The 23,327-nt window shown below is 59.1% G+C and carries 22 protein-coding genes and 1 tRNA gene; 17 read left to right on the top strand and 6 right to left on the bottom strand.

The window, feature by feature from the left end; translation table 11 throughout:
• Positions 1 to 258: 258 nt before the first annotated feature.
• Positions 259 to 1,674: a fatty acid desaturase gene (locus tag MWU49_RS17855; RefSeq protein ID WP_348646690.1), complete on the bottom strand. Its 1,416-nt coding sequence runs from the start codon at positions 1,672 to 1,674 to the stop codon at positions 259 to 261.
• Positions 1,675 to 1,807: 133 nt separating this feature from the next.
• Here MWU49_RS17855 and MWU49_RS05225 point away from each other — a divergent pair, with 133 nt between their 5' ends.
• From MWU49_RS05225 to MWU49_RS05210, 4 genes are all read left to right on the top strand, one after another.
• Positions 1,808 to 2,836, top strand: coding sequence for an AraC family transcriptional regulator (locus tag MWU49_RS05225; RefSeq protein ID WP_246969037.1), 1,029 nt, complete (start codon positions 1,808 to 1,810; stop codon positions 2,834 to 2,836).
• Positions 2,837 to 2,927: 91 nt separating this feature from the next.
• Positions 2,928 to 3,416, top strand: a complete 489-nt coding sequence (locus MWU49_RS05220) for a CinA family protein (protein ID WP_246969034.1) — start codon at positions 2,928 to 2,930, stop codon at positions 3,414 to 3,416.
• Between the two features lie 177 nt (positions 3,417 to 3,593).
• Positions 3,594 to 4,631, top strand: coding sequence for a recombinase RecA (gene recA / locus MWU49_RS05215; protein WP_246969031.1), 1,038 nt, complete (start codon positions 3,594 to 3,596; stop codon positions 4,629 to 4,631).
• A complete protein-coding gene (locus MWU49_RS05210) occupies positions 4,624 to 5,094 on the top strand; it encodes a regulatory protein RecX (RefSeq protein WP_246969028.1) in 471 nt (156 codons plus the stop codon). Before recA ends, MWU49_RS05210 begins: the two co-directional genes overlap by 8 nt.
• Before the next feature lie 292 nt (positions 5,095 to 5,386).
• On the opposite strand, the gene MWU49_RS05205 is transcribed toward MWU49_RS05210, so the two are convergent.
• Complete coding sequence (locus MWU49_RS05205) at positions 5,387 to 6,817, bottom strand: M48 family metalloprotease (protein ID WP_246969025.1); 1,431 nt, start codon at positions 6,815 to 6,817, stop codon at positions 5,387 to 5,389.
• Between MWU49_RS05205 and MWU49_RS05200 the strand changes: the two genes are divergently transcribed.
• Together MWU49_RS05200 and MWU49_RS05195 are read left to right on the top strand one after the other, a co-directional pair.
• The gene (locus MWU49_RS05200; protein ID WP_348646698.1) at positions 6,762 to 7,139 is read left to right on the top strand and encodes a sulfurtransferase TusA family protein; all 378 of its coding nucleotides are present in this window, start codon (positions 6,762 to 6,764) and stop codon (positions 7,137 to 7,139) included. The two genes, MWU49_RS05205 and MWU49_RS05200, sit on opposite strands and share 56 nt — an antisense overlap.
• Positions 7,139 to 8,224, top strand: a complete 1,086-nt coding sequence (locus MWU49_RS05195; protein ID WP_246969022.1) for an AI-2E family transporter — start codon at positions 7,139 to 7,141, stop codon at positions 8,222 to 8,224. The genes MWU49_RS05200 and MWU49_RS05195 overlap by 1 nt, the downstream gene beginning before the upstream one ends.
• A gap of 121 nt (positions 8,225 to 8,345) precedes the next feature.
• Here MWU49_RS05195 and bcp read toward each other — a convergent pair whose 3' ends face one another.
• Both bcp and MWU49_RS05185 read right to left on the bottom strand, forming a co-directional pair.
• Entirely contained in the window at positions 8,346 to 8,822 is a 477-nt protein-coding gene (bcp, locus tag MWU49_RS05190; protein ID WP_246969019.1) for a thioredoxin-dependent thiol peroxidase, read from the bottom strand.
• A 52-nt stretch (positions 8,823 to 8,874) separates the two neighbouring features.
• On the bottom strand, positions 8,875 to 9,402 hold the full coding sequence (locus MWU49_RS05185; RefSeq protein WP_246969016.1) for an ACT domain-containing protein: 528 nt from the start codon (positions 9,400 to 9,402) through the stop codon (positions 8,875 to 8,877).
• A gap of 261 nt (positions 9,403 to 9,663) precedes the next feature.
• On the opposite strand from MWU49_RS05185, the gene dapA reads away from it, so the two are divergent.
• The 6 genes from dapA to MWU49_RS05155 all read left to right on the top strand — a co-directional run bounded on the left by dapA (position 9,664) and on the right by MWU49_RS05155 (position 13,644).
• Positions 9,664 to 10,548: a 4-hydroxy-tetrahydrodipicolinate synthase gene (gene dapA / locus MWU49_RS05180; RefSeq protein WP_246969013.1), complete on the top strand. Its 885-nt coding sequence runs from the start codon at positions 9,664 to 9,666 to the stop codon at positions 10,546 to 10,548.
• On the top strand, positions 10,545 to 11,201 hold the full coding sequence (gene bamC, locus MWU49_RS05175) for an outer membrane protein assembly factor BamC (protein WP_246969010.1): 657 nt from the start codon (positions 10,545 to 10,547) through the stop codon (positions 11,199 to 11,201). The genes dapA and bamC overlap by 4 nt, the downstream gene beginning before the upstream one ends.
• Positions 11,202 to 11,206: 5 nt before the next feature.
• Complete coding sequence (locus MWU49_RS05170; RefSeq protein ID WP_246970721.1) at positions 11,207 to 11,980, top strand: MBL fold metallo-hydrolase; 774 nt, start codon at positions 11,207 to 11,209, stop codon at positions 11,978 to 11,980.
• 27 nt (positions 11,981 to 12,007) lie between these two features.
• Positions 12,008 to 12,724 carry a phosphoribosylaminoimidazolesuccinocarboxamide synthase gene (gene purC / locus MWU49_RS05165; RefSeq protein WP_246969008.1) on the top strand — a complete coding sequence of 239 codons (717 nt, stop codon included), beginning with the start codon at positions 12,008 to 12,010 and terminating at the stop codon, positions 12,722 to 12,724.
• A gap of 56 nt (positions 12,725 to 12,780) precedes the next feature.
• Positions 12,781 to 13,014, top strand: a complete 234-nt coding sequence (locus MWU49_RS05160; protein ID WP_246969006.1) for a DUF6726 family protein — start codon at positions 12,781 to 12,783, stop codon at positions 13,012 to 13,014.
• A gap of 117 nt (positions 13,015 to 13,131) precedes the next feature.
• On the top strand, positions 13,132 to 13,644 hold the full coding sequence (locus MWU49_RS05155; RefSeq protein ID WP_246969004.1) for a hypothetical protein: 513 nt from the start codon (positions 13,132 to 13,134) through the stop codon (positions 13,642 to 13,644).
• A gap of 507 nt (positions 13,645 to 14,151) precedes the next feature.
• Here the strand turns inward: MWU49_RS05155 and MWU49_RS05150 are convergent.
• Complete coding sequence (locus tag MWU49_RS05150) at positions 14,152 to 14,697, bottom strand: hypothetical protein (RefSeq protein WP_246969002.1); 546 nt, start codon at positions 14,695 to 14,697, stop codon at positions 14,152 to 14,154.
• Between the two features lie 225 nt (positions 14,698 to 14,922).
• On the opposite strand from MWU49_RS05150, the gene MWU49_RS05145 reads away from it, so the two are divergent.
• From MWU49_RS05145 to MWU49_RS05130, 4 genes are all read left to right on the top strand, one after another.
• Positions 14,923 to 15,621, top strand: coding sequence for a GntR family transcriptional regulator (locus MWU49_RS05145; RefSeq protein ID WP_246969000.1), 699 nt, complete (start codon positions 14,923 to 14,925; stop codon positions 15,619 to 15,621).
• A gap of 86 nt (positions 15,622 to 15,707) precedes the next feature.
• Positions 15,708 to 15,784, top strand: a tRNA-Val gene (locus tag MWU49_RS05140).
• Between the two features lie 339 nt (positions 15,785 to 16,123).
• Positions 16,124 to 16,612, top strand: a complete 489-nt coding sequence (locus MWU49_RS05135; RefSeq protein WP_246968997.1) for a hypothetical protein — start codon at positions 16,124 to 16,126, stop codon at positions 16,610 to 16,612.
• A complete protein-coding gene (locus MWU49_RS05130) occupies positions 16,612 to 17,454 on the top strand; it encodes a DUF72 domain-containing protein (RefSeq protein WP_246968994.1) in 843 nt (280 codons plus the stop codon). Before MWU49_RS05135 ends, MWU49_RS05130 begins: the two co-directional genes overlap by 1 nt.
• A gap of 168 nt (positions 17,455 to 17,622) precedes the next feature.
• Here the strand turns inward: MWU49_RS05130 and mltF are convergent, their stop codons facing one another.
• Positions 17,623 to 19,026 carry a membrane-bound lytic murein transglycosylase MltF gene (gene mltF, locus MWU49_RS05125; RefSeq protein WP_246968991.1) on the bottom strand — a complete coding sequence of 468 codons (1,404 nt, stop codon included), beginning with the start codon at positions 19,024 to 19,026 and terminating at the stop codon, positions 17,623 to 17,625.
• Positions 19,027 to 19,434: 408 nt separating this feature from the next.
• Here mltF and purL point away from each other — a divergent pair, with 408 nt between their 5' ends.
• A complete protein-coding gene (gene purL / locus MWU49_RS05120) occupies positions 19,435 to 23,310 on the top strand; it encodes a phosphoribosylformylglycinamidine synthase (RefSeq protein WP_246968988.1) in 3,876 nt (1,291 codons plus the stop codon).
• The last annotated feature ends 17 nt before the right edge of the window (positions 23,311 to 23,327 follow it).

Raw genomic sequence — 23,327 nt, 5'->3', positions numbered from 1 at the left:
ATGCATCACGCAACACGCAAAGATCAAAAGCGGATTTACCACAGAGGGCACAGAGTTCACCGAGGGCGGATCTTGCTGTAGGAGCCCCACTGGAGGGGCGAACAAAAACCCAGGATCAAAACTCTTTTCGTTCAGCACGCTGAATCCCTGCTGGCATCGATTTCACTCAGGGCGGAGTAGAGCGCTGGAACAGCAGATTCCCACAAACCCGCGATGAACCGCAAAAAAAGCCCGGCGAACCGGGCTGAGTTTGATGGGTTACTGGTTGGCATCCGCCAACAGCGGGACAAAGTCTGCCTTGTCCCTCACTGCACATTCCGGGCAGGACCACTCTGCAGGAATGGCTTTCCATGACGTGCCGGGCACAAAGCCTTCGCTCGGGTTGCCGTGAATTTCATCATAGATATAGCCGCAGTTGGTGCAGCGATGGCGGCTCGCGGATGCTGTCTTGTCAGCATCTTGTTGCGCTTGTGCAGACGTCTCATTGGCAACGCTTTGCGGGCTGCTGGTGGTTGCGGTCTGCCACTTTCTGATCAGTTGCTCCCGCTTCGGGCCGTACAGGTGTGCCTTGCTGATATCACCGCCGTAGTGCTTTGCCACCCGCGGGTTCATCACCTTGAACCAGAGTGGCGGGAAGTAGGCCAGAATCAGCATGGACGCATAGCCTGAAGGCAGCTGCGGAGATTCGTCAAAGTGGCGCAGGGACTGAAAGCGTCGGGTCGGGTTGGCGTGATGATCGGAGTGACGCTGCAGCTGGTAGAGCAGCAGGTTGGTCACCACATTGTTGCTGTTCCAGGAGTGGCTGGGTGCACAGCGCTCATAACGCTGGGTGCGTTCGTCCCATTGGCGCAGCAGGCCGTAATGTTCCAGATAGTTCACTACCTCCAGCAGGGCTGCGCCGAAGAACGCCTGGATCAGCAGGAACGCCAGCGCACCGGTACCGAGCCACAGGGTCAGGGCGCCGAACAGCACCAAGGTCATGGCCCAGGCACGCAGGTTTTCGTTGTCAAAAGACCACACTGACTTGCCCTGACGCGCCAGTCGTTCACCTTCCAGTTCCCAGGCGGAGCGCAGGCTGCCGATCATGGTGCGCGGCAGAAAGGCATAGAAGGTTTCGCCCATGCGCGAGCTGGCTGGATCACGCGGGGTGGCCACGTTCTTGTGGTGGCCGCGGTTGTGTTCCACAAAGAAGTGTCCATAGGCCACCGGGGCCAGGGTGATCTTGGCCAGCCATTTTTCCAGATCGGCACGTTTGTGGCCCAGCTCGTGGGCAGTATTGATGGCCACGCCATTGATCAGGCCGGCGGTAATCAGCAGGGCGATCAGGCCGGGTATGCCGGTATCCGTGGTGGTTGCCAGCCAGACCGCCATGATGGTGGTGGCGTACTGCGCCGGGATGTAGGCATAGACAATGGCGCGGTAGTAGCGGTTGGCTTCCAGCTGGGCCACGGCACTTTCCGGCGGATTGTTGATGTCAGTACCCACCAGCCAGTCCAGCAGGGGCAGGACGGCATAGAAGAACACCGGCATCAGCCAGTACAGGGCAGGTTGCTCTAGCAGGTAGCCTGCCAGCAGGGTCATAAAGCCGAGCAGGGGCAGAAACGGACTGGCCAGCCAAAGCAGATACTTTCGGTCGGTCCAGGGCACAGTCGAAGAGGGAGTCGGGGTTGTCATTGTTGTTTGCCTCGCAAGTCACCGTTGAGTGAATAAAACCGGTGAGTGCAGCGTCCCGGATTCGGGCTTGCCAAACTTGTCATTTGTAGTCAATCTGTTGTCATTTATTGACAGGCATTTTCATAGGTGCGCCATGGCGACGGATGCGCTTCCCTTTATCCCGGCCCGCTATTACGCGCGGCTTGGTGAACTGCTGGCCGGGCAGGGGCTGGATGTCGAGGCCATTCATGCCAAGGCAGGCATTGCCGCGCAGACCCTGGCGGATCCGGAGGGGCGCTTGAGTTTGCCCCAAGTGGAGGGCCTGATCGCCGAGGTGTACCGGGTTGCCCCGGACTTTCCCTGGGCCTTTGAACTGGGGCGCAGTCTCAAGCTCAGTTCCCACGGCATGCTCGGCTACGCCATGTTGAGCAGCCCAAATCTGGACTATGTCTTCCAGCTACTGGCGCGGTATTTCCGCATCATCATGCCCACCTTCCGATTGCAGTATCGGCGCGGTGGTGAGCAGGACGAAGTATTGCTGACGGTGGCCGCAGGCCAATCGGCTCTTTGCCTTCAGTTTCACATTGAGGCCATTGCGGTGGCCTGGCATTGGGAAATCCTGTCGCTGTTGCAGGGGCAGATGCCCGCCTACGATCTTTATCTTTCCACCGGCACGCCACGTCATCTGGACCGCTACGGCGCTCTGAAACCGGCCCGCTGGCATTTTGGCTGGCCGATCCGGCCCGGGTTCCGGATTCTCTATCCCCGCGGGCTGGTCAACCGCGAGCTGGCCATGGCCGACCCCGGCGCCTTGAAACTGGCGGAGCGCCAGTGCAGCGAGCTGGCTCAGCAGACCTTGAAAGAAGGTCGACTGGTGGAGTGGGTCACCGCCATGCTGACCTACTCACGGGATGTGATTACCACCCGTGAGGAGCTGGCGGCGCTGTTGAATATCTCGCCGCGAACCCTGGACCGGCGTTTGCTGGATGAGGGGGCAAGTTTCCGTGAGCTGTCCCGGCAGATTCGTTTCCAGCGGGCTTGCGAGCTGATTCGGGCGGGCCAGCTGAGCATGTTGGAGATCGCCCTGGAACTGGGCTACCGGGACAGTGCCAACTTTACCCGCGCCTTTCGCCGCGAAGCGGGCTGTGCTCCCTCACAGTGGCTGGCGGCACAATCGGCGTGATGCGGTAGTGTCGAGTCGTAGCACTGCCCGGTAAGATACGTGGCTGGATCGCCCTTGGAGAGGGCCTCACCCATCTGACAGGACAGCAACAGTGGAACAGGACGCAATTCAACAGGCGGCGCAGCAGCTGGCGGATACCCTGGTCAAACAGAAACTGATGGCGGTGACGGCGGAGTCCTGCACCGGTGGCGGGATTGCCCGCGAGCTGACCGAAATCGCCGGTTCCTCACGCTGGTTTGAGCGTGGTTTCGTAACCTACTCCAACGATGCCAAGCAGGACATGCTGGGCGTCAGCGCTGCCACCCTGGAAGCCCACGGCGCAGTGAGCGAAGAGACCGCGCTGGAAATGGCCCGCGGTGCCATCGGTCATTCCCGTGGTCATATCAGCGTCGCGGTCACCGGTATCGCTGGCCCTGACGGTGGTACCCCGGAAAAACCCGTGGGCACGGTCTGGATCGCCTGGGGGCAGAAGTTGGGCTATGCCGAGGCACAGTGCTTCCAGTTTCAAGGTGATCGCCATGCCGTTCGTCAGCAGACCATCCTGGCGGCCATTGAGGGCTTGAATGCCCGTCTGCAGTAGTCACAATCAGCCGGGTGTTTTGTGAATACACCGGCGATCAGACAAACAGGGTTGCAAAGGACAGGAATACCTGTTCATAATACTGTCCATATTGTCAGTGCTGCCTGAAAGGCCAGTCTGGCGACACAGATACCGGCGATGCAATGACTGTCACGCCGATAAAGGAGAGGGGTCACAATGAGCGATAAATCCAAGGCGTTGTCCGCCGCACTGTCCCAGATTGAACGTCAGTTTGGTAAAGGTTCTGTGATGCGCATGGGCGACCAGAAGCGTGAGCGCATCCCGGCGATTTCTACCGGCTCCCTGGGGCTGGACATCGCACTGGGTATTGGCGGTTTGCCGAAAGGCCGCATCGTGGAAATCTACGGTCCGGAATCCTCAGGCAAGACCACCCTGACCCTGAGCGTCATTGCTGAAGCCCAGAAGAAAGGCGCCACCTGTGCCTTCGTGGATGCGGAGCACGCGCTGGACCCGGACTACGCCGAGAAGCTGGGCGTGAACGTGGACGACCTGATCGTGTCCCAGCCGGACACCGGTGAACAGGCCCTGGAAATCACCGACATGCTGGTACGCTCCGGCGCGGTGGACGTGATCATTGTCGACTCCGTGGCGGCGCTGGTGCCGAAAGCGGAAATCGAAGGCGAGATGGGTGATGCCCACGTGGGTCTGCAGGCCCGTCTGATGAGCCAGGCGCTGCGTAAAATCACCGGTAACGTGAAAAATGCCAACTGCCTGGTGGTGTTCATCAACCAGATCCGCATGAAGATCGGTGTGATGTTCGGCAACCCGGAAACCACCACCGGTGGTAACGCCCTCAAGTTCTATTCCTCCGTGCGTCTGGATATCCGTCGTATCGGCGCGGTGAAGCAGGGCGATGAAGTGACCGGTAACGAAACCCGGGTGAAGGTGGTGAAGAACAAGGTGTCGCCGCCGTTCCGTCAGGCCGAATTCCAGATTCTTTACGGCCAGGGTATCAATCAGTTGGGTGAAGTGCTGGACCTGGGTGTACAACAGGGCCTGGTGGACAAGTCCGGTGCCTGGTATGCCTACAAGGGTGACAAGATTGGCCAGGGCAAGCAGAACGCCTGTGAGTACCTGCGTGAAAACCCGGCTATTGCCCAGGAAATCGAGACAGAAATCCGCGCTCGGCTGCTGGCGGTACCCGGTGATGCACCGGTAGAGGCGGAAGAGGAAGCTGCGCTGGGCGATGAATAAACCGCTCACCGAATCCGAGCTGCGTCAGCGGGCTGTCAGCCTGCTGGCGCGCCGGGATCATGCCCGCCGCGAGCTGGAAACCAAGCTGCGCAGCAAGGTGGGTGATCATCCGGCGCTGGCAGCGGTGATTGAGTGGTGTGAGGAACATGGCTTTATCGATGACCGGCGCTTCGCCGGTTTTTTTGTGCGCTCAAGGATCGAGCGTGGCCATGGGCCGCTGCGTATCCGTCAGGAAATGCAGCTGAAAGGAGTGGACCGGGAGCTTATAGAAACGGCCATCAGCGAAGCCGGTGAGGATGGCTGCATCGACTGGTTTGCCCTGGCCCGGGAAACCCGCGCCCGTCGTTTTCGGGCTTACCCTCAGGATCAGAAAGAAAAAGCCCGACAACTGCGCTTTTTGCAAAGCCGCGGCTTCGATGCGGAGCAGAGCTTCGCCGCGCTGGATGTGCGGGAAGAAGAATGATCTGTTTTTTTAGGCTCATCGCGGAATTGCGGGAAGGGTTGTGATGGGAAGAATGTCCCCGCGCTAATCCAGCACATCGGCCGCTAGATGCCTGACGATAAAATCAACACACCGGGTTGCAGCGGATGCCCGTGCTTCCTCCGCCAATTTCTGGACAAAGTCAGTCAGCACTCTGGTTTGTTCAGTATTTGAGCCTGTCAGGGGAGAGCAGCCTTTAAAGCTCCGATCTGCCTCAAGGAATGCATTCTTTTCCAGCATCAGGCGTCAGGCATCCTGCGTACAGCATCCCCAATCAGAACTGTTCTTCCGACAGTCGTTGCATTTCCTTCATACGTCCGCTGAGTTTGCTGTAGAGGGCAAAGTCATCCTCGGCATCCTGAAGGGCATACTCCATTTGCTGCAGCGCCTTGCCGGCATTACCGCGCAGGAAATGACTTTCCGCCCGGGCATGGAGGGCACGTACCCGATCGCCACCATTACCGTAGGCATCGGCAGCCAGGTCCCAGATGTAAGGGTCGGTGGGGCGTTTGTTGAGCAGAGGCTTGAGTACCGGAAGCGCCTGTCCGGGTTGCTTGCTGCGCAGATAGGCCTTGCTGAGAAGGATGGACGCCGCATAGTCGTCCGGAGATACCCGCAGCACTCGTTGTGCTTCCTTTATGGCGGTCTCGTACTGTGCTGCGTCGACGGCAATTTCGGCCAGTCCCAGCCGGAACCAAAGTTCATCAGGGTAGAGGCTGGCCAATTGCTCCATCAGGGTACGGGCCTGATCGTAATGATTGGCGCGCAGGTGGCTTAGGGCCAGCCCGTAACGGGCGGCTTGCAGGGCCAGGGCACTGCGCTCGTTGCTATAACGTTCGAAGTAGGCGATGGCCTGATCATCGCCCTGGATAAAGGAGGCGCGGAGGCGGGCCTGAACCAGCAGATAGTGTGCCGATACGGACATGGGCGGCGAGGGGAGGGTACGGGCCCGGGCGCGACTGTCGGCAATCCGGCTTTCCGTGACCGGGTGAGTGAGCAGAAACTCCGGAGGATCACCGGAGAACTGCTGCTCGTTGTGCATGCGTTCAAAGAAGCGTGGCATGGCATCCGGGTCCATGCCGGCGGCAGCGAGGGTCTGCATGCCTACCCGGTCCGCTTCCCGTTCATTCTGGCGTGAATAGGCCAGCTGGCTGTGGATGGCGGCGGCCTGGGTCGCGGCCATGCCGGCCATGCCTGCTTCGCCTTCGCCGGCGATTGCCACCGCCAGACTGGCGAGCATGGCCGCCAGAACGGCGGTATTCATTTTCTTCGAATCAAGATAGCGGCGAGCGAAATGACGCTGACTGACGTGGGCAATTTCATGAGCTACCACACCGCCCACTTCGGCTTCATCTTCCGCATTGAGGAACAGGCCCGCATTCAGGCCGATCACTCCGCCGGGTACCGCAAAGGCGTTAATCTGGCGACTGTTGATTACCACGATGTCCAGATCAGGCTGTTTCAGGTCGCTGAATGAGGCCAGCTGGTAGACCAGGCTTTCCACGTATTCCTGAATCAGTGGGTCTGACATGATGGACGTTTGCCCGCGTAGTTGCCGCAACCACGCACGGCCCAGGCGGTATTCCTGATCGGCGGACATCAGTGCTGCTGTCGGATCACCCAGCACCGGGAGATCGTCATTGGCGCTGATGGGGCTGGCAACCAGGCAGCACAGCAGCAGACAAACTCGTTGCAGAAACTTCAATCAGGACTCCATGTCGAATGGGCAGGCATGTGACTATAATGCCGTCAGGCAGACAATCAATGAAACCCTGTGCATGACTGACCCGTTAATTGATCTTCAAATAGACGCTTCTGAATTGCAGTGTCCGATGCCACTGCTCAAGACCCGTCAGGCTCTCAGACACCTGAAACCCGGACAGGTTCTTGAAGTGATCGCCACTGACGCCTCATCAGCGCGGGATATTCCCGCCTATTTGAGACAGTCATGCCACCAACTGGTTCGCTGTGACGAACAACCCGCGCGCTGGAGATTCCTGATACGCCGCGGAGAAAGGGAGAGCTGATGGTAAGAATTCTCAAGCACTGGGTAGACCAGTACTTTTCGGACGAGGAGGCGGTCTACCTGTTGGTGGTGCTGCTGTCTGTTGGCCTGATCATCGCCTTTTTTGGTGGCATGCTCGCGCCGGTGCTGGCCGCCATGGTGATCGCCTACCTGATGCAGGGCCTGGTGTCAGCACTGGAGCGCCGCGGCATGCGGCGAATGCTGGCGGTAAGCCTGGTGTTCGCCCTGTTCCTCGGGGCGTTGATTGCGACGCTGGTGGTGTTGCTGCCGCTGGTCTGGAAACAGACGGTGCTGCTGGTCCGGGACCAGTTACCCTATGTCCTGAAAAGTGGTGAAGCCTGGTTGCGCGAACTACCCCAGCGGTATCCCGAGATGGTATCCATCGAGCAGGTTGATTCCATCGTTGCAGTGATCCAGAGGGAAGTGGCAGAAGTGGGGCAGGGCGTGCTCACGCTTTCCCTGTCTTCGATTCCCAGCCTGGTGGAAGTGATGGTGTTTCTGGTGCTGCTGCCGCTGCTGGTGTTCTTTTTCCTCAAGGACAAGGATGACATTGTCGGTTGGCTGATCCGTTTTCTGCCGAACCGGCGCCGGGTGCTGTCTCATGTGTGGCAGGAAATGGACGGCCAGATTGCCAATTATGTGCGCGGCAAGGCTATCGAGATCCTGCTGGTGGGGAGCGCCACCTTCGTGGCGTTCATGCTGTTCGGGCTGAACTATGCCGTGCTGCTGAGTGTGCTGGTGGGGCTATCCGTGGTGGTTCCCTATATCGGCGCCACGGTGGTCACCCTGCCGGTGGCAGCAGTGGCCTATGTGCAGTTTGGCTGGAGTGGCGATTTTGCCCTGGTGATGGTGGTCTACGGGGTGATCCAGTTCATCGATGGCAACCTGCTGGTGCCGTTGCTGTTCTCTGAGGCGGTGAATCTGCACCCGGTGGCGATCATCACTGCGATACTGCTGTTTGGGGGGCTATGGGGCTTGTGGGGTGTGTTCTTCGCGATTCCGCTGGCGACCCTGATCAAGGCAGTGATGAACGCCTGGCCAAGTCACGATGAGTACGCCGCGGCAGAGGACGACGAGCCTGCCTGAGGGGCAACCCCAGAAGCCCTGTTAACCACAGAGGTCACAGAGTTCACTGAGATAGAACCATGGCGTCTCTCTGTGCCTCTGCTGTGCCTCTGTGTGCTCTCTGTTGAAAACGCCTTTGTCCCTAGATCCCCAGCGCATCCAGCTCGGCGAGCAGGTCTTCGTGGTGAGTCTTGGTCTTGAACTTGTCCATGACCTTCACCAGCTTGCCGTCCTTGCCAACAATGAAGCTGGTGCGGATCAGGCCCATGAATTCCTTGCCCATGAATTTCTTCATACCCCAGCAACCGTACTTTTCCGCCACCGCATGATCTTCATCGGAAAGCAGGCTGAAGTTCAGGTCGTGCTTTTCGATGAACTTGGGCAGGCGAGCCACCGGATCCGGGCTGATGCCGAACACCACCACGCCACGCTTTTCCAGTTCGGCTTTGGTGTCGCGGATGCCGCAGGCCTGGGTAGTGCACCCGGGAGTCAGCGCCTTGGGGTAGAAGAAAATCACCACCGGGTTCTTGCCCTTGAAGGATTTCAGTTCCACCAGGTTGCCGTCCTGGTCCGGCAGTTTGAAGTTGGGGGCCAGGTTGCCAATCTTGGGATGTGCCATATCGGTTCAATGCTCTCGTGTTGATGTTTTTGCGTGATGCCTGATGCGGCTGTTACCGCTTCGGGCTCATGGTGGCGTCCAGGTTGCGGGCCTCACAGAAATCCAGGAAGGCATCCCGCAGCTGGGCCACCGATTGTTCCGCGCTCATGCTCAGTACCAGGTGAAGGCTGAACATGGGGGTGCCGGTGTGAGGGGCAGCGTAGGTCCCGGTGTGCAAGTCATCAATATTGATGCTGCGAGAAGAGAAGAAGTTGGCGATTTCATGAACAATGCCGGGGTTGTCCATGGCCACCACTTCCACTTCGTAGGGCAGCGACGCCGGTCGCTGATCCGGTCGCTGGGTGCGTTTGAGGGTGATCAGCAGGTCCAGTTCCTGACTCAGGCTGGCCTGGTCCGCTTCCAGCTGCGCCAGGGTGCCTTCGCCGCCTGAAACCAGCATCAGTACGGCGAATTCACCACCCAGCACGGTCATGCGGGAATCAAGAATATTGCCCTGGCGTTCCAGTACCGCCCGGGACAGTGACTCGACAATACCGGGGCGGTCGGACCCCAGTGCAGAAATAACGATCAGCTGTTCCATATGACTCTCCCTGACATCCTGTTTCCAGTGGCCTGCATGCGGGCCTTGTTCTGTATATTGGTTTTGGCTGGAACACGAGTGTAGTGCGGCTGACGGGATTGTGCACGGCGGTAATGGGGGCACCACATGTCGCCTTTCTACGGCACATCTGGCGTCCAGCCCTGTCGGAGTTTACCATAGCGCCCTTCACCATTTAGGCAGGGTCCGGTACCCAGAGCCCTGACTTATGGGCACTGGTTTTGCGGCCAACAGGAGACAGGCATGATTCGCGGCAGCATTGTAGCGCTGGTTACCCCCATGCGAGAGGACGGTTCAGTCGACTGGGAGCATTTACGCTCGCTGGTGAACTGGCATGTGGATCAGGGCACTCACGCCATCGTGGCGGTGGGTACCACTGGTGAGTCCGCAACCCTCGGCTTCGAAGAGCACGACAGTGTGATTCGCGAAGTGGTTGCCATCGCCAAGGGCCGTATCCCGGTGATTGCCGGTACCGGCGCCAACAACACTGAAGAAGCCATTCGCCTGACCCGTGACGCCAAGCGTGACGGCGCGGATGCCTGCCTGCTGGTCACGCCTTACTACAACAAGCCGCCCCAGGAAGGCCTCTATCAGCATTATCTTGCGATTGCCCGGGCCGTGGACATCCCGCAGATCCTCTACAACGTCCCGGGCCGCACGGCCTGTGACATGCTGCCGGAAACCGTGGAACGTCTCAGCAAGGTGCCGAACATCATCGGTATCAAGGAAGCCACTGGTAATCTGGAGCGCGCCCGTGAGATCCGTGAGCGCTGCGGTGACGACTTCATGCTTTACTCCGGTGATGATGCCACCGCCTGTGATTTCATCCTCGCCGGTGGCCACGGTGATATCTCGGTGACCGCCAATGTGGCACCGGCCAAGATGGCTGCCATGTGTGAAGCTGCGTTGGCCGGTGATGCCGACAAGGCGCGTGAACTGAATGCGGAACTTGAGCCCCTGCATCGGGATCTGTTTATTGAAGCGAATCCGATTCCGGTGAAATGGGCATTGTATGAAATGGGCCTGATTGACGCGGGTATCCGGCTGCCGCTGGTGTCGCTGTCGGAAGCGGCCCAGCCCCGGCTACGCGATACCCTGCGTCAGTGTGGGCTTCTGGAGGCTAAATGAAGCAAGCGGAAACGACCTCTTTGCGACGCTTTTCGTTCATGAAGGGGCGTTTACCGGGCAGTCTGGCATTACTGGCGCTGGTCAGTGGTTGTAGCTGGCTGCCCAACAGCAGTCTGGATTATCGGGATGCGGCGCTGACCGACCCGATTGAAGTGCCTGAGGGTGGGGTGTTCATGGGTGAGCAGGCGCTATATGCGATTCCTCGCCAGGAAGACCGCCTGATCGGCAAGCAGCCGGACGAAAAGAAATACGTGCCGCCCAAGCCGCCGGAACTGGTGGTACTGGGCAACGAGCCTGAAGATGCCGAGGATGTGCCGGTACCGGAAGGCGAGTCGTCGCGGGCGATTCTGGCCCGGGATGGTAATGGGTACCCGATTCTGATGATGTCCACCCGCTATGCCTGGGCATGGGAATACATTGGCGATGCCCTCAAGGAAACCGATCTGAAGGTGTCGGACCGGGATCGTGAAATCGGTGTTTTTTACCTGAAGGTGCCGTCGCGCTACGAGCTGGGTGCCCGCGAAGCCCAGCTCAAGCTCAGTCATACCACCAACGGTATCCAGGTGGCGGTGCTCAATGAGAAGGGCACGGCGCTGGTGGAGAAAACGCCGGGACTGGCGATTCTCGAACGCATCTACGAAGAGCTGGAATAGCCTTGATGCGTCTTGCCTCGCTGGGCAGCGGCAGCAAGGGCAATGCCACCCTGGTTCAGGCCGATGACACCCTGGTGTTGGTGGACTGCGGGTTTACCGTCAAGGAAACCCTGGCCCGGCTGGCTCGGCGCGGGCTGCCGGCAGACAGCCTCAGTGCCATTCTGGTGACCCATGAACACGGTGATCATGTGCGCGGTGCCGGGGCGCTGGCTCGCAAGACCGGCTGCCCTGTCTACAGCACCTTTGGCACGGCCTGTGCAGTCAGGGACAAGCCAGCCGGGTTCCGCAACGCCAACTGGCAGGAGGTTCGTCCGGGGCGCGAGTTTCAGGTAGGGGCGCTGGAAGTCCTGCCGGTACTGGTTCCCCACGATGCCCGCGAGCCTTGCCAGTACCGCTTCTCCTGGCAGGGACGTACCGCCGGAGTGCTCACCGATCTGGGCTCGATCACACCCCACGTGGTGGACGCCTACGGAGAATGCGATGCACTGGTGCTGGAGTGCAATCACGACCGCCGGATGCTGGAAGGCGGGCCCTACCCGGTTTCATTGAAACGCCGGGTGGGTGGTATGTTAGGGCATCTGAGCAATGATCAGGCGGCGGCGCTGTTGCGCCAGACCAATGTGGATCGCCTGCAACATCTTGTCCTGTCTCACCTTAGTGAACAGAACAATACGACCCTGTTGGCGCAGGACGCCATCGAGCAGGTGATGACCTGTGGTCGTGAACGAATTGGTGTGGCCAGTCAGACCGAAGGGTTCGACTGGCTGCAGATACATTAGAAACTGACCCAGGTAATAGGTCTTTCCATGGAAAAACGCGACGAGTTGTATGCTGGCAAAGCCAAGTCTGTCTACACCACTGATGATGCAGACAAGCTGGTAATGGTGTTTCGTGATGACACCTCTGCCTTTGACGGCAAGAAGAAAGAAGCCCTGGCGCGTAAGGGCGCGGTGAACAACCAGTTCAATGCCGCCATTATGGAAAAGCTCAAGGCTGCCGGCATTCCCTGTCACTTTGACAAGATGCTGTCTCCCACCGAGTCCCTGGTGAAGAAACTGGACATGATTCCGGTGGAGTGCGTGGTGCGTAATATCTCCGCCGGTTCCATCTGTCGCCGCCTGGGTGTGGAAGAGGGTCTGGACCTGACGCCGCCCACCTTTGAATTCTTCCTCAAGAATGATGATCTGGGCGATCCCATGGTCAACGACTACCACATCCGCAGCTTTGGCTGGGCCAGTGACGAGCAGGTTGCCGAAATGAAGGCGCTGACCTTCAAGGTGAACGATGTGCTCAAGCAGTTGTTCCTGGACGGCGGTATGCTGCTGGTGGATTACAAACTGGAATTTGGCGTGTTTAATGGGGAAGTGCTGCTGGGCGATGAATTCAGCCCGGATGGCTGCCGCCTGTGGGACAAGGAAACCCGCGAAAAACTGGACAAGGACCGCTTCCGTCAAGGTCTTGGCGGTGTGGTTGAAGCCTATGAAGAAGTGGGCCGTCGCCTGGGGATGACCTTCGAATACTGAGGGCGGGGCGACGCCAGAAATGCCCCGCAAGGGGCAATAATAATAAGGGGAACACTATGAAAACCATGATTCGTCTGGCCGCTGTGGCCATGCTGTCCGTTGTACTGAGTGGCTGCTTCCTGACCAAGGTCGTCACGACTCCCATGCGCCTTGTGGGTGCTGCGGGCTCCGTGGTGGGCGCAGCCCTGTCCATCATTCCGGTGGCTGGCAACGCTGCCGATGAAGCCCTGGAAAAGGTGGATGGTGCCATCGATACCAGTGCTGACAGCATCGACAAGATCCCGCTGTAACTACCGGCGAGACGCGGGGGCGGGCGCGAGAGCGCTTGTAATAGTCCGGGGGCTGTGAAAAATATTGTTTGCGCCCTTCCGGACGCCCCGATAACAACAAAAAAACCGGAGTTCGCCATGCGTCGCTGGCTTGTTTCTCTCTTTGCCTTGCTGCCGTTCACTGCCCATGCAGATGATCCGATGATAGGTATCGGCTATGTGAATGGTCTGGTGGGCGTCAATCTGGAGTGGGCTACCACCCAGAACAGCTTCTATGCCCTGCCTGCCTATTATGTGGATTCCTCGGGTCTGGATACCGAAGACCTGCGCTGGGTGGCCGGTTGGCGCCATAAAATGGAGCGCGGGATGATGGACGAGAGCGGCTTTTTCACCGGCCTGATGGCTGGAGACCTGGGCGGGGAAAACCATTATGAGCGCCTTGGGGCCGGGTTCGAAATCGGCCATCAATGGGTCAAGCCCTATTCTCGCTGGACCGTCAGTGCCGCCGTGGGAGCCCTGGAATCACTGGACTGTGCTGACTATGAGCCGGCGTTCCGCTGTGACTCTGAAGAAGAGCGGGAGCAGAACCAGCTGGACGTAGAGCCGGTGGTGGTACTCGGTGTGAGTTACAGTTACCGCCTCGGCAGGTAAATTTCGCTTGTGCATGGGGTGGCCAGCGGTTTGCTGCCTTTCGGGTCAGACTTCAGACCACCCCGTTTTACCGCTAATCCGCGATGAGCCAAATTTTCTCTCTTCGGTGGGGCTGGTTGTCCCGCCAGAGAGGTGCGCTATTTTCGCTCTGGTTTCTCCTCCCTTTCGCAGCCAATGGCGGCTTGATCCTTTCGCCTTTTGTCCCCGGTGATCTCTTTGTTGCTCGATAATGGCCCGATGCCCTGTATCCGAGCACGACTTTTGCACAGTCTGGAAACGCTTTTTCACATCACTTCTAGTGATATGCGCTAACTCCTTGATTTGTCGTTGTTGGTGTCTAACTTATTGATATTTAATGTATTTAACCGTATGGACATTTTTTCATCATTTTAATGCCATCACAGGTATCGTCTATGCTGGGAGCGATTCCTGACAGTCTATGCACAGAGTTATCCACAGATACTGTGAGTAACTTTTTGCTGCTGCAGGAGACCACGCAAAGGCGGGTTAGCGGCGCAGCATGGGGAGAGGACGCCAGGGTTGGCTCAGCAGTTGCTGGCCGCCCAGCTTGAGCAGCAGGGTATGGAAGCCTGCATTGGGGAAGGCTTCCTTGATACGGCGGATGCGGGCGGCAGGAAGGCCAAAGCGGAGCACGCCAAGGCTGACATCAATCCAGTCGGCGCGCCGAAACATCTCCGCTAGCGACAGGGAGTCGCTGCTGTAGCGGGTGACCTTGTGATGATTGAGGATCATGGCTTCGATCAGTGGCCCCCAGGCCTCCAGTCCTTGTTCTTCCAGATAATGTGCGGCCAGTCGGGCAGAGGGATCGAGATAATCAAAGGTGCCGGCCAGCCAGATGCCGGCATCATGGAAAAAACCGGCAATGGCCACCTGATCCAGCTCTTCTTCGCTAAGCAGCCGCTGGGAGGCGACCAGATTGACGACCCGGTAGATGTGGTGACGGTAAGCGGTTTGGTGGCGCCCGAACCGTTCCGAGTAGGTGTCAAACAAGTCTTCAATGCGCGGGTGTCGCTGAATCAGTTCTGGTGTCATGGGTTATCCATTCTGGCTAAGCAAACATACTGACGTGGCCCATGGGTGAAATCCAGTAGCGGCCTGCGGATCTTGCGCTGGTTGGCAATTTCGTCGTGTTCTGACACACAGGCAAACAGCGAGCAGGAATTTGTCACGTCTTGTTGGCGAGGCTTGGTGCTTCAATGCAGTTGTACTATAGTCGGACAATCATTAAGGCATTGTTCAACAAGGACCGGGGGTCAGGTGAGCTTCAAGGCCAAGGAAAGTCTTTCCGAGCAGATTGCCCAGCATCTTGCGGATCAGATCATCCGCGGTGACATGCTGGCCGGCGATCGCATTCAGGAATTGCGGGTAGCCGGTGAGCTGGAAGTCAGCCGTGGCTCGGTACGCGAAGCCCTGCTGATTCTGCAGCGGCGTCAATTGATCGACATCCTGCCGCGCCGTGGGGCGGTGGTGAAAGAGATGTCGGAGGCCCACGTACGCAGCCTCTACGAGGTGATGCAGATTCTGCTGGGGCTGGTGATCCGCAAGGCCATCAAGGTGGTGCGTGAAGAGGATCTGGATGCTTTTATCGAGCTGGTCCATGGACTGCAGATCGCCGCCGAAGAGCGTAATCTGGATGAGTTCTTTACCCTCAGCTTCCGCTTCCTCGAGCACGCTTACCCCTACGCCCGTAATCCGTTCGTGGAGGACATCCTCATCAACATGCAGCCTGCCATGCAGCGCGCCTATTTCATGGCGCTGCACCTGGAGGGGGATGAGGTGAAGGAATGCCTGTCGTTCTTCAAGGCGCTGGTGGAAACCATCTTCCGTCGGGATGTGCGCTCGGCACTGGAGATTATCCGCGAATTCGCCGAGCACCAGTCTGATCTGGTAGAAGAATCCATCACCCGGGCCCGGCAGATCGAGACCGCCTGGGGCTCGCGACGGAAAAAGTCATAAAGCCCGCGGCAGGGGGGTTGCCCTGACCCGGCAAGCTGCATAGAATTGCCACCCTCTTCAGGGCGTTACGATGGCCTGACAGACATACAACCGTAGCTCAGTTGGTTAGAGCACCACCTTGACATGGTGGGGGTCGGTGGTTCGAATCCACTCGGTTGTACCACATTCCGGAAAGGGCCTGTCGCGACGCGTCAGGCCCTTTTTTTGGGCCGCTCTGCGGCTGCTGGACGCAACACGCATCATGCAACACGCAAAAGCCAACTGCTGGGGGCTCTGCTATGTGCGTGCCTGCACGCGAAGGCGGTGAAGTCTTCGCGCTGGATTCGGTGGTGAGTTTCGAGTTGTGAGAAGCGAGTTTTGAAAAGCAAAACCCGGAATGTCCCTGTTGTTAAGGTTTTCGCAACTCGTGCCTCGTGCCTCGCTTCTGCTGGCGTCCGGGTTTGCCGCGGACGCACGCAGGCTTTCACGGTAAGCTCTCTTTTTTCTGATACGCTGCTTCATCATGTCTGCACCGGATTACCTCGGCTCTCCATCTGCCCGTCTTGTGCTCTATTTGCCCCATCTCCCGGAAGGGTTGGAGAGCTTTTGCCATGCGCCATCGGCCCAGGCCATTGTTGAGGCCAATTCCAATCACTGGCGCAAGATCATCAACCTGCTGGCCAAGGTGGCCTCGCCGGTGGAGCAGGACTGGCGCGGGTTTCGGGACGGACCGTTGTTTGAGCGGACGGCTTTGTGTTTTGTGCCTGAGCTGCAGGCTGGTGAGGAGTGGCACTGGATAGCCGGGCAGGCCAATTTGCTGCGCTTTTCTTCGCTTGAACTGGATGCGTGTCCCGCATTGGAGGATCCGGAGGTCGCCCTGGATGAAGGCCGCAGGGTGTTAATCACGCCGTATCCGGATTACCGGCAGATCAGCAATGCGCGGGTGGCGAGGATTCGTGCGCTGCTGGAGCGTGCCGGGTTTTATGCGGATAGGGAAAGGGGGGCTTGCTGATGCGTCCCTATCGTCTCGGCTGCCCACAGTGGCAGCATCCCCACTGGAATGATCGTCTGCCTCCGGGCGCCAGTGCCCTGGCCCGCTACAGTCGGGTGTTCGATTGTGTGGAGGGCAACACCACGTTCTATGCCACGCCCAGTCAGGCCCAGTGCGAGCAATGGCGCAGCCAGGTGCCGGATGACTTCCGTTTCCAGTTCAAGTTTCCCCGTGCCATCAGTCATGATCGGCTGCTGCAGGGTGTGGCAGCGCAGGTGGGCGACTTTCTGGAGGTGATGGCCCCGCTCAGGGAGGTGATGGGACCGTTTCTGCTGCAATTGCCCGCGGCGTTTGGCCCCGAGCATCTGGATAACCTCTGGTCTTTCCTCGATGCGTTGCCAGCGCCGTTGAGCTGTGCGGTGGAGGTACGTCATCTGGCGTTTTTTGCCAAGGGGGAGGGGGAGCGTCTGCTAAATCAGGGGTTACGGGCGCGGAATGCGGCGCGGGTCTGCTTCGACAGCCGGGCCCTGTTCAGTGTGGTGGCGCGGGACGAGATCACGGCCGATGCCCAGCGCAAGAAGCCACAGGTACCGGTGCATGTGTTGCCGGTGGATGTGGATCCGGTTATCCGCTTTATCGGTCACCCTGATTTACATGCCAATCCGGCGTTTCTGCAGCCCTGGGTTGAGCGAGTGGCTAAATGGTGTGCACAGGGGCTGAGCCCTTACATGTACATTCACATGCCGGATAACGGCGAGGCGCTGGCGCTGGCAGAACTGTGGCACGGGATGTTGCAGGAAAAGATGCCGGACCTGGCGACCTTGCCGTTGGGAAGGCAGGTCGATCAGCCGGGGTTGTTCTAGCGCTGCTGTAGGAGCGTCGCTGGCGGCGCGATTACCAAACTGTACAAGAATGATTCACCGCCGAGATCAAAGAGTTCTCTGAGATAAAACAGTGGTGGTGCTGTGAGTCGAGTGTCGTTGGCCGTGGTCTGGAATCGCGCCGCCAGCGACGCTCCTACCGAAGGGGGCTCAGTTCAGGGCGATGCGGGTGCCGTCGCGACGCTGACTGTTTTCCGCCCATACCAGCAGGTCGTAGTAGCGACGGATGTGACGCACGTAGACCACAGCCTGGCCACCACGGGCGTTACCGTACTTGAGCTGGCTGGCGTAGGCCGGCTTGGCCAGCATGGGCAGACGCTGCTTCACATCCTGCCAGTTATCCGGGTCGCCGCCCTGACGCTGGGTCAGGATGCGGGCATCTTCCAGATGGCCAAAGCCCACGTTGTAGGAGGCAAGCGCCATCCAGGTGCGACTGGGTTCCGGAATACGATCCGGGATCTTGGCATGGACGCGACGCAGATAGGCGGCCCCGGCCATGATGCTCTGGGTCGGGTCGGTACGGTCACTGATGCCCATTTGGCGAGCGGTGTCATTGGTCAGCATCATCAGGCCCTTCACCCCGGTGGGGGAGATGGCGCCCGGATCCCAGAGGGATTCCTGATAGGCCACCGCGGCGAGCAGTCGCCAGTCAAAACCGCTGTCATCACCAGCCTTGCGGAACAGTTCTTCATAACGCGGCAGGCGTTGCTCCAGATGACGCATGAAGCTGCGTGCAGCGTACAGGTTGAAGTGTTCCACATGCCCGTAGAAGCGGTCTTCCAGCTTGGCGGTGGTGCCGTCGGCTTTCACCTGAGTCAGATAACGCTGCGCCGCCAGGTACAGGCTCTGGTCATCCTTGGGGTTGAATGCCCAGGCCAGCGGCAAGTCGGTGGCCATGGTGTAGTCGGCAATCAGATCCGGCCACAGGGCGCGCTGCAGGGAATAGATGTTGGAGTGGATCAGGCTGTAGTCCACCTCGCCATCTTCCACCAGGGCCAGCAGCTGCTCAGGGGTGGCGTCTTCCACTTCGATGAATTCCAGTTCCGGATTCTCCAGCTGGGCCTTGATCAGCAGTTCTGCATGGCTGGACCCGGCAGGTACGGCCACAACATGGCCAACCAGTTGATCCACATCGGTGATGCGGGGGCTGTCCAGACGTCGTACCACCAGGGAGTCAACTTGCTGATACGGAGTAGTGAACTGCAGGCCTTCACTGCGTTCCGGGGTGTTTACCAGGCCCGCCGCGGCGATATCAGCGGTGCCCTTGCGAATGGCGTAGCGAATATAGGAGAGGTCGCTGGATTCCAGCACCTTGAGCTCCACACCGAGGCTGTCGGCAAAGCCCTTGGCCAGCTCGTATTCCATGCCGGTGTGGCCGTGTTGGTCTTCATAGTAGGTAGTATTGGACGGACGAGTCATCACCACCAGCTCGCCACGGGCCATCACCCGCTCCATGGCGGTAGGCGTGGGGCGCATAGCCAGCATCAGGCCAATCACGCTGAACAATGCCAGCGAGGCCAGGAGATGCTTACTGTGTCGGAAGAACACCGTCATCCTTGGGGCTACCTCTGTCAGGTTATCCAGACAGGCCGATACTGCCTTACGTCGACCGGGTTACTGTTTCAGCAACTAATACTTCTCGTCCTATATGTGATCTATATCACGAGAGACGGTGCGCACTCTATCATTGGCAACCCCATGATATGTAACCATTTGTCGGACAATAGCTGGTTTTTTGCACAAATTTTAAAAGTCACGAAGAGAGCATGATTTTGCTTATCAGGCGAGTGGCGTAGGAAATAGCCCTTTTTCTGAGGTGCGTCGTATGACCGGCGTGTGACCGTGCCAAATCGGTTAAATAACCCCCACTGGAGGCTGCGATGGGCGGTCAAATCCCGTATCATTGCGGCCCTGAATTGGGCAGCCCCCAACCCCCCACTGGTTAATCATATAAGGCGCACTATGCTGATCCTCTCCGGAAGTCCGGCCCTGTCCGCATTTCGTAAGGAAAAACTGCTGGAGTCCCTGCCCGGGATTTCCGCCATTTCAGCCCGTTATGTTCACTTTGTGGCTCTTCATGAAGACCTGAGTGTCTCTCAGCAGCAGGTACTGGAAGGGTTGCTGGAATATGGCCCGACGCTGGAAGAGGATGAGGTAGATGGGCAGCGTTTTGTGGTGGTGCCGCGCCCTGGCACCATTTCTCCCTGGTCCTCCAAGGCCACGGACATCTGTCACAACGCCGGTCTGACACAGGTTGAGCGGGTTGAGCGTGGCATCGAGTATCGTGTCGCCGGTGACGGCGAACGGGCCGAGCTGGCAGCGGCGCTGCATGATCGCATGGTGGAAGTGGTGCTGGCCGAGCTGGAAGAGGCTGAGGCCCTGTTTGCGCATCACTCTCCCCGTGAGTTGTCCACCGTGGACGTGATCGGTGGTGGTCGTGATGCCCTGGTTGCCGCCAATGGCGAACTGGGCCTGGCGCTGGCCGATGACGAGATCGATTACCTGGTGGAGCAGTTCATCGCCCTGGGGCGTAACCCGGCGGATGCCGAGCTGATGATGTTTGCCCAGGCCAATTCTGAGCATTGTCGCCACAAGATCTTTAATGCCGACTGGACTATTGATGGCGAAGAGCAGGATCTGAGCCTGTTCGGCATGATTCGCAACACCTACAAGCATGCCCCCGATGGCGTTCTCAGCGCTTATAAAGATAACGCCTCCGTCGTCGCCGGCCCTGTCGCTGACCGTTTCTTCCCGGCACCGGGATCCGCCCGTTACGAATTCGTCAACGAGCCTGTGCATCTGCTGATGAAGGTGGAAACCCATAACCACCCGACTGCTATTGCCCCCCATCCCGGTGCGGCCACCGGTTCCGGTGGTGAGATTCGTGATGAAGGTGCCACCGGTCGTGGCTCCAAACCGAAGGCTGGCATGACCGGCTTCTCGGTCTCCGATCTGAACATCCCCGGCTTCAAGCAGCCCTGGGAAACCGGCTATGGCAAACCCGGCCGGATTGCCTCGGCGCTGAACATCATGATTGAAGGCCCCATCGGTGGTGCTGCCTTTAACAATGAATTCGGCCGACCCAACCTGTGCGGCTACTTCCGTACCCTGGAAATTGAAGCTCCCGGCGTGAATGGCGATGAAGTCCGTGGTTACCACAAGCCGATCATGATAGCCGGCGGCATGGGCAACATCCGTGACGGTCATGTGGAAAAGGACCCGATCAAGGAAGGCGCCAAGATCATCGTGCTGGGTGGCCCGGCCATGTTGATTGGCCTTGGCGGTGGCGCGGCCAGTTCCATGGCCTCCGGGCAGTCAGACGAAGCGCTGGATTTTGCCTCCGTGCAGCGTGACAACCCGGAAATCGAGCGTCGGGTGCAGGAAGTGATCGATCGCTGCTGGGCCATGGGCGACAACAACCCCATCGTTTCCATTCACGATGTGGGCGCGGGTGGCCTGTCCAATGCCTTGCCGGAACTGGTCCACGACCACGACATGGGCGCGAAACTGGAACTGCGCAAGATCCCCAGCTCCGAGCCCGGCATGAGCCCGGTGGAGATCTGGTGTAACGAAGCCCAGGAGCGTTATGTGCTGGCGGTGATGCCGCAGGATATCGATACCTTCGATGCCATCTGCAAGCGAGAGCGCACCCCCTATGCGGTACTGGGTGAAGCCACCAATGAAGAGCATCTGACCGTCAGCGACGAGCATTTCGGCAAGCCGCCGGTGGATCTGCCCATGGACCTGCTGTTCGGCAAGCCGCCGAAAATGCAGCGCAGCTTCGATCGCGAAGACTTCCAGCGTCAGGCCTTTACTACCGACGGTATTGATCTCAAAGAAGCCGGTGAGCGCGTTCTCAGCCTGCCCACGGTGGCCTCCAAGAGCTTCCTGATCACCATTGGTGACCGTTCCATTACCGGTCTGGTGCATCGCGACCAGATGGTAGGTCCCTGGCAGGTGCCGGTGGCGGACTGTGCGGTGACCGCCACGGGGTTCAACCAGCGTACCGGCGAAGCCATGGCCATGGGCGAGCGTACCCCGATTGCCATGGTGGATGCGCCTGCGTCCGGTCGAATGGCGGTGGCCGAATCCATTACCAATATTGCCGGTGCCCATATCGGCGATCTGGGCCAGATCCGTCTGTCCGCCAACTGGATGGCCGCGGCCGGTCATCCGGGTGAAGACCAGGCCTTGTTCGATACCGTGAAGACCGTAGGCATGGAACTGTGTCCGCAGCTGGGTATCGCTATTCCGGTGGGTAAGGACTCCCTGTCCATGCGCACGGTGTGGAATGAAAAGGGCATCGACAAGAGTGTGACTGCGCCGTTGTCGCTGATCATCTCCGCGTTCTCCACCGTCACTGACATCGATCTGACCGTGACTCCTGAGCTGAAGACCGATGTGGCCAGCGAACTGCTGTTGCTGGATCTGGGCCGTGGCCAGAACCGTCTGGCCGGCTCCGCGCTGGCACAGGTGTATGGCAAGGTGGGTGACGTAGCGCCGGACCTGGATGATGCCAAGGATCTGATCGCCTTCTTCGAAGTGACCCAGCAACTGCTGGCCGAGCGCAAGCTGTTGGCCTACCACGACCGTTCTGACGGCGGCCTGTTCGCCACGCTGACCGAAATGGCGTTCGCCGGTCGTACCGGTCTGGATATCAGCCTGGATCATATTGCCGGTGATACCCCGGAAGCGGTGGCGGCATTGTTCGCCGAAGAGCTGGGTGCAGTGATCCAGGTGGCCGATGCACATGTGGCGGAAGTGCTCAAGCGTTACGACGATGCCGGTCTCAAGCAGTGTGTGACTCGTCTGGGTCGTACCGATGCGGATGATGTGATTCGGGTGCGTCTGGGTGGCGGTATCCTGCTGGAAACCCCGCGCCGCGATCTGCAGCGCATCTGGGCGGAAACCAGTTACCGCATCCAGTCCCTGCGTGACAATCCGGATTGTGCCCGTCAGGAATTTGATGCCATTCCGGTCAGCAATGCGCCGGGTCTGAATGTGCGCCTGACTTTCGACATGACCGAAAACCCGGCAGCCCCGATGGTCAATACCGGTGTGCGTCCGCAGATGGCAATCCTGCGCGAGCAGGGTGTTAACGGTCAGACCGAAATGGCGGCAGCATTTGATCGCGTCGGTTTCGATGCCATCGACGTACACATGAGCGATCTGTTGGAAGGCCGTGTGAACCTGGAAGACTTCAAGGGCCTGGTAGCCTGTGGCGGCTTCTCCTACGGTGACGTGCTGGGGGCTGGCGGTGGCTGGGCCAAGACCGTGCTGTACAACGATGCCCTGCGCGATGCCTTCAACCGGTTCTTCTTCCGCGAAGATACCTTTGCACTGGGCGTCTGTAATGGCTGTCAGATGCTCTCGCACCTGAAGGACCTGATCCCCGGTGCCGAGCACTGGCCGCGCTTCGTGCGCAACCTGTCCGAGCAGTTCGAAGCACGCACCTCGCTGGTTGAGATTCAGAGCTCTCCTTCCATCCTGCTGCAGGACATGGCCGGCACCCGCATTCCCATCGCGGTGGCCCACGGTGAGGGTCGTGTGGAGCTGGCAGATGATGCACTTAACCGCAATATCGAGCAGCGCCTTGTCGCTCTGCGTTATGTGGACGGCCTCGGCAATCCCACCGAGCAGTACCCGGCCAACCCGAACGGTTCCCCGCAGGGTGTCACCGGCTTCACCACCACTGACGGCCGCGTGACCATCATGATGCCGCACCCGGAGCGGGTGTTCCGCGTGCTGCAGAACAGCTGGATCCCGGACGACTGGCGCGAACACGAAAACGGCCCCTGGCTGCGCATGTTTGCCAATGCCCGCAAGTGGGTGGGGTAAAAAGCAGTTAACAGTGA

The sequence above is a fragment of the Alcanivorax sp. S6407 genome, assembly GCF_023016115.1.
Classification (GTDB): Bacteria; Pseudomonadota; Gammaproteobacteria; order Pseudomonadales; family Alcanivoracaceae; genus Alcanivorax.
This window is presented reverse-complemented; position numbering and strand designations above follow the sequence as displayed.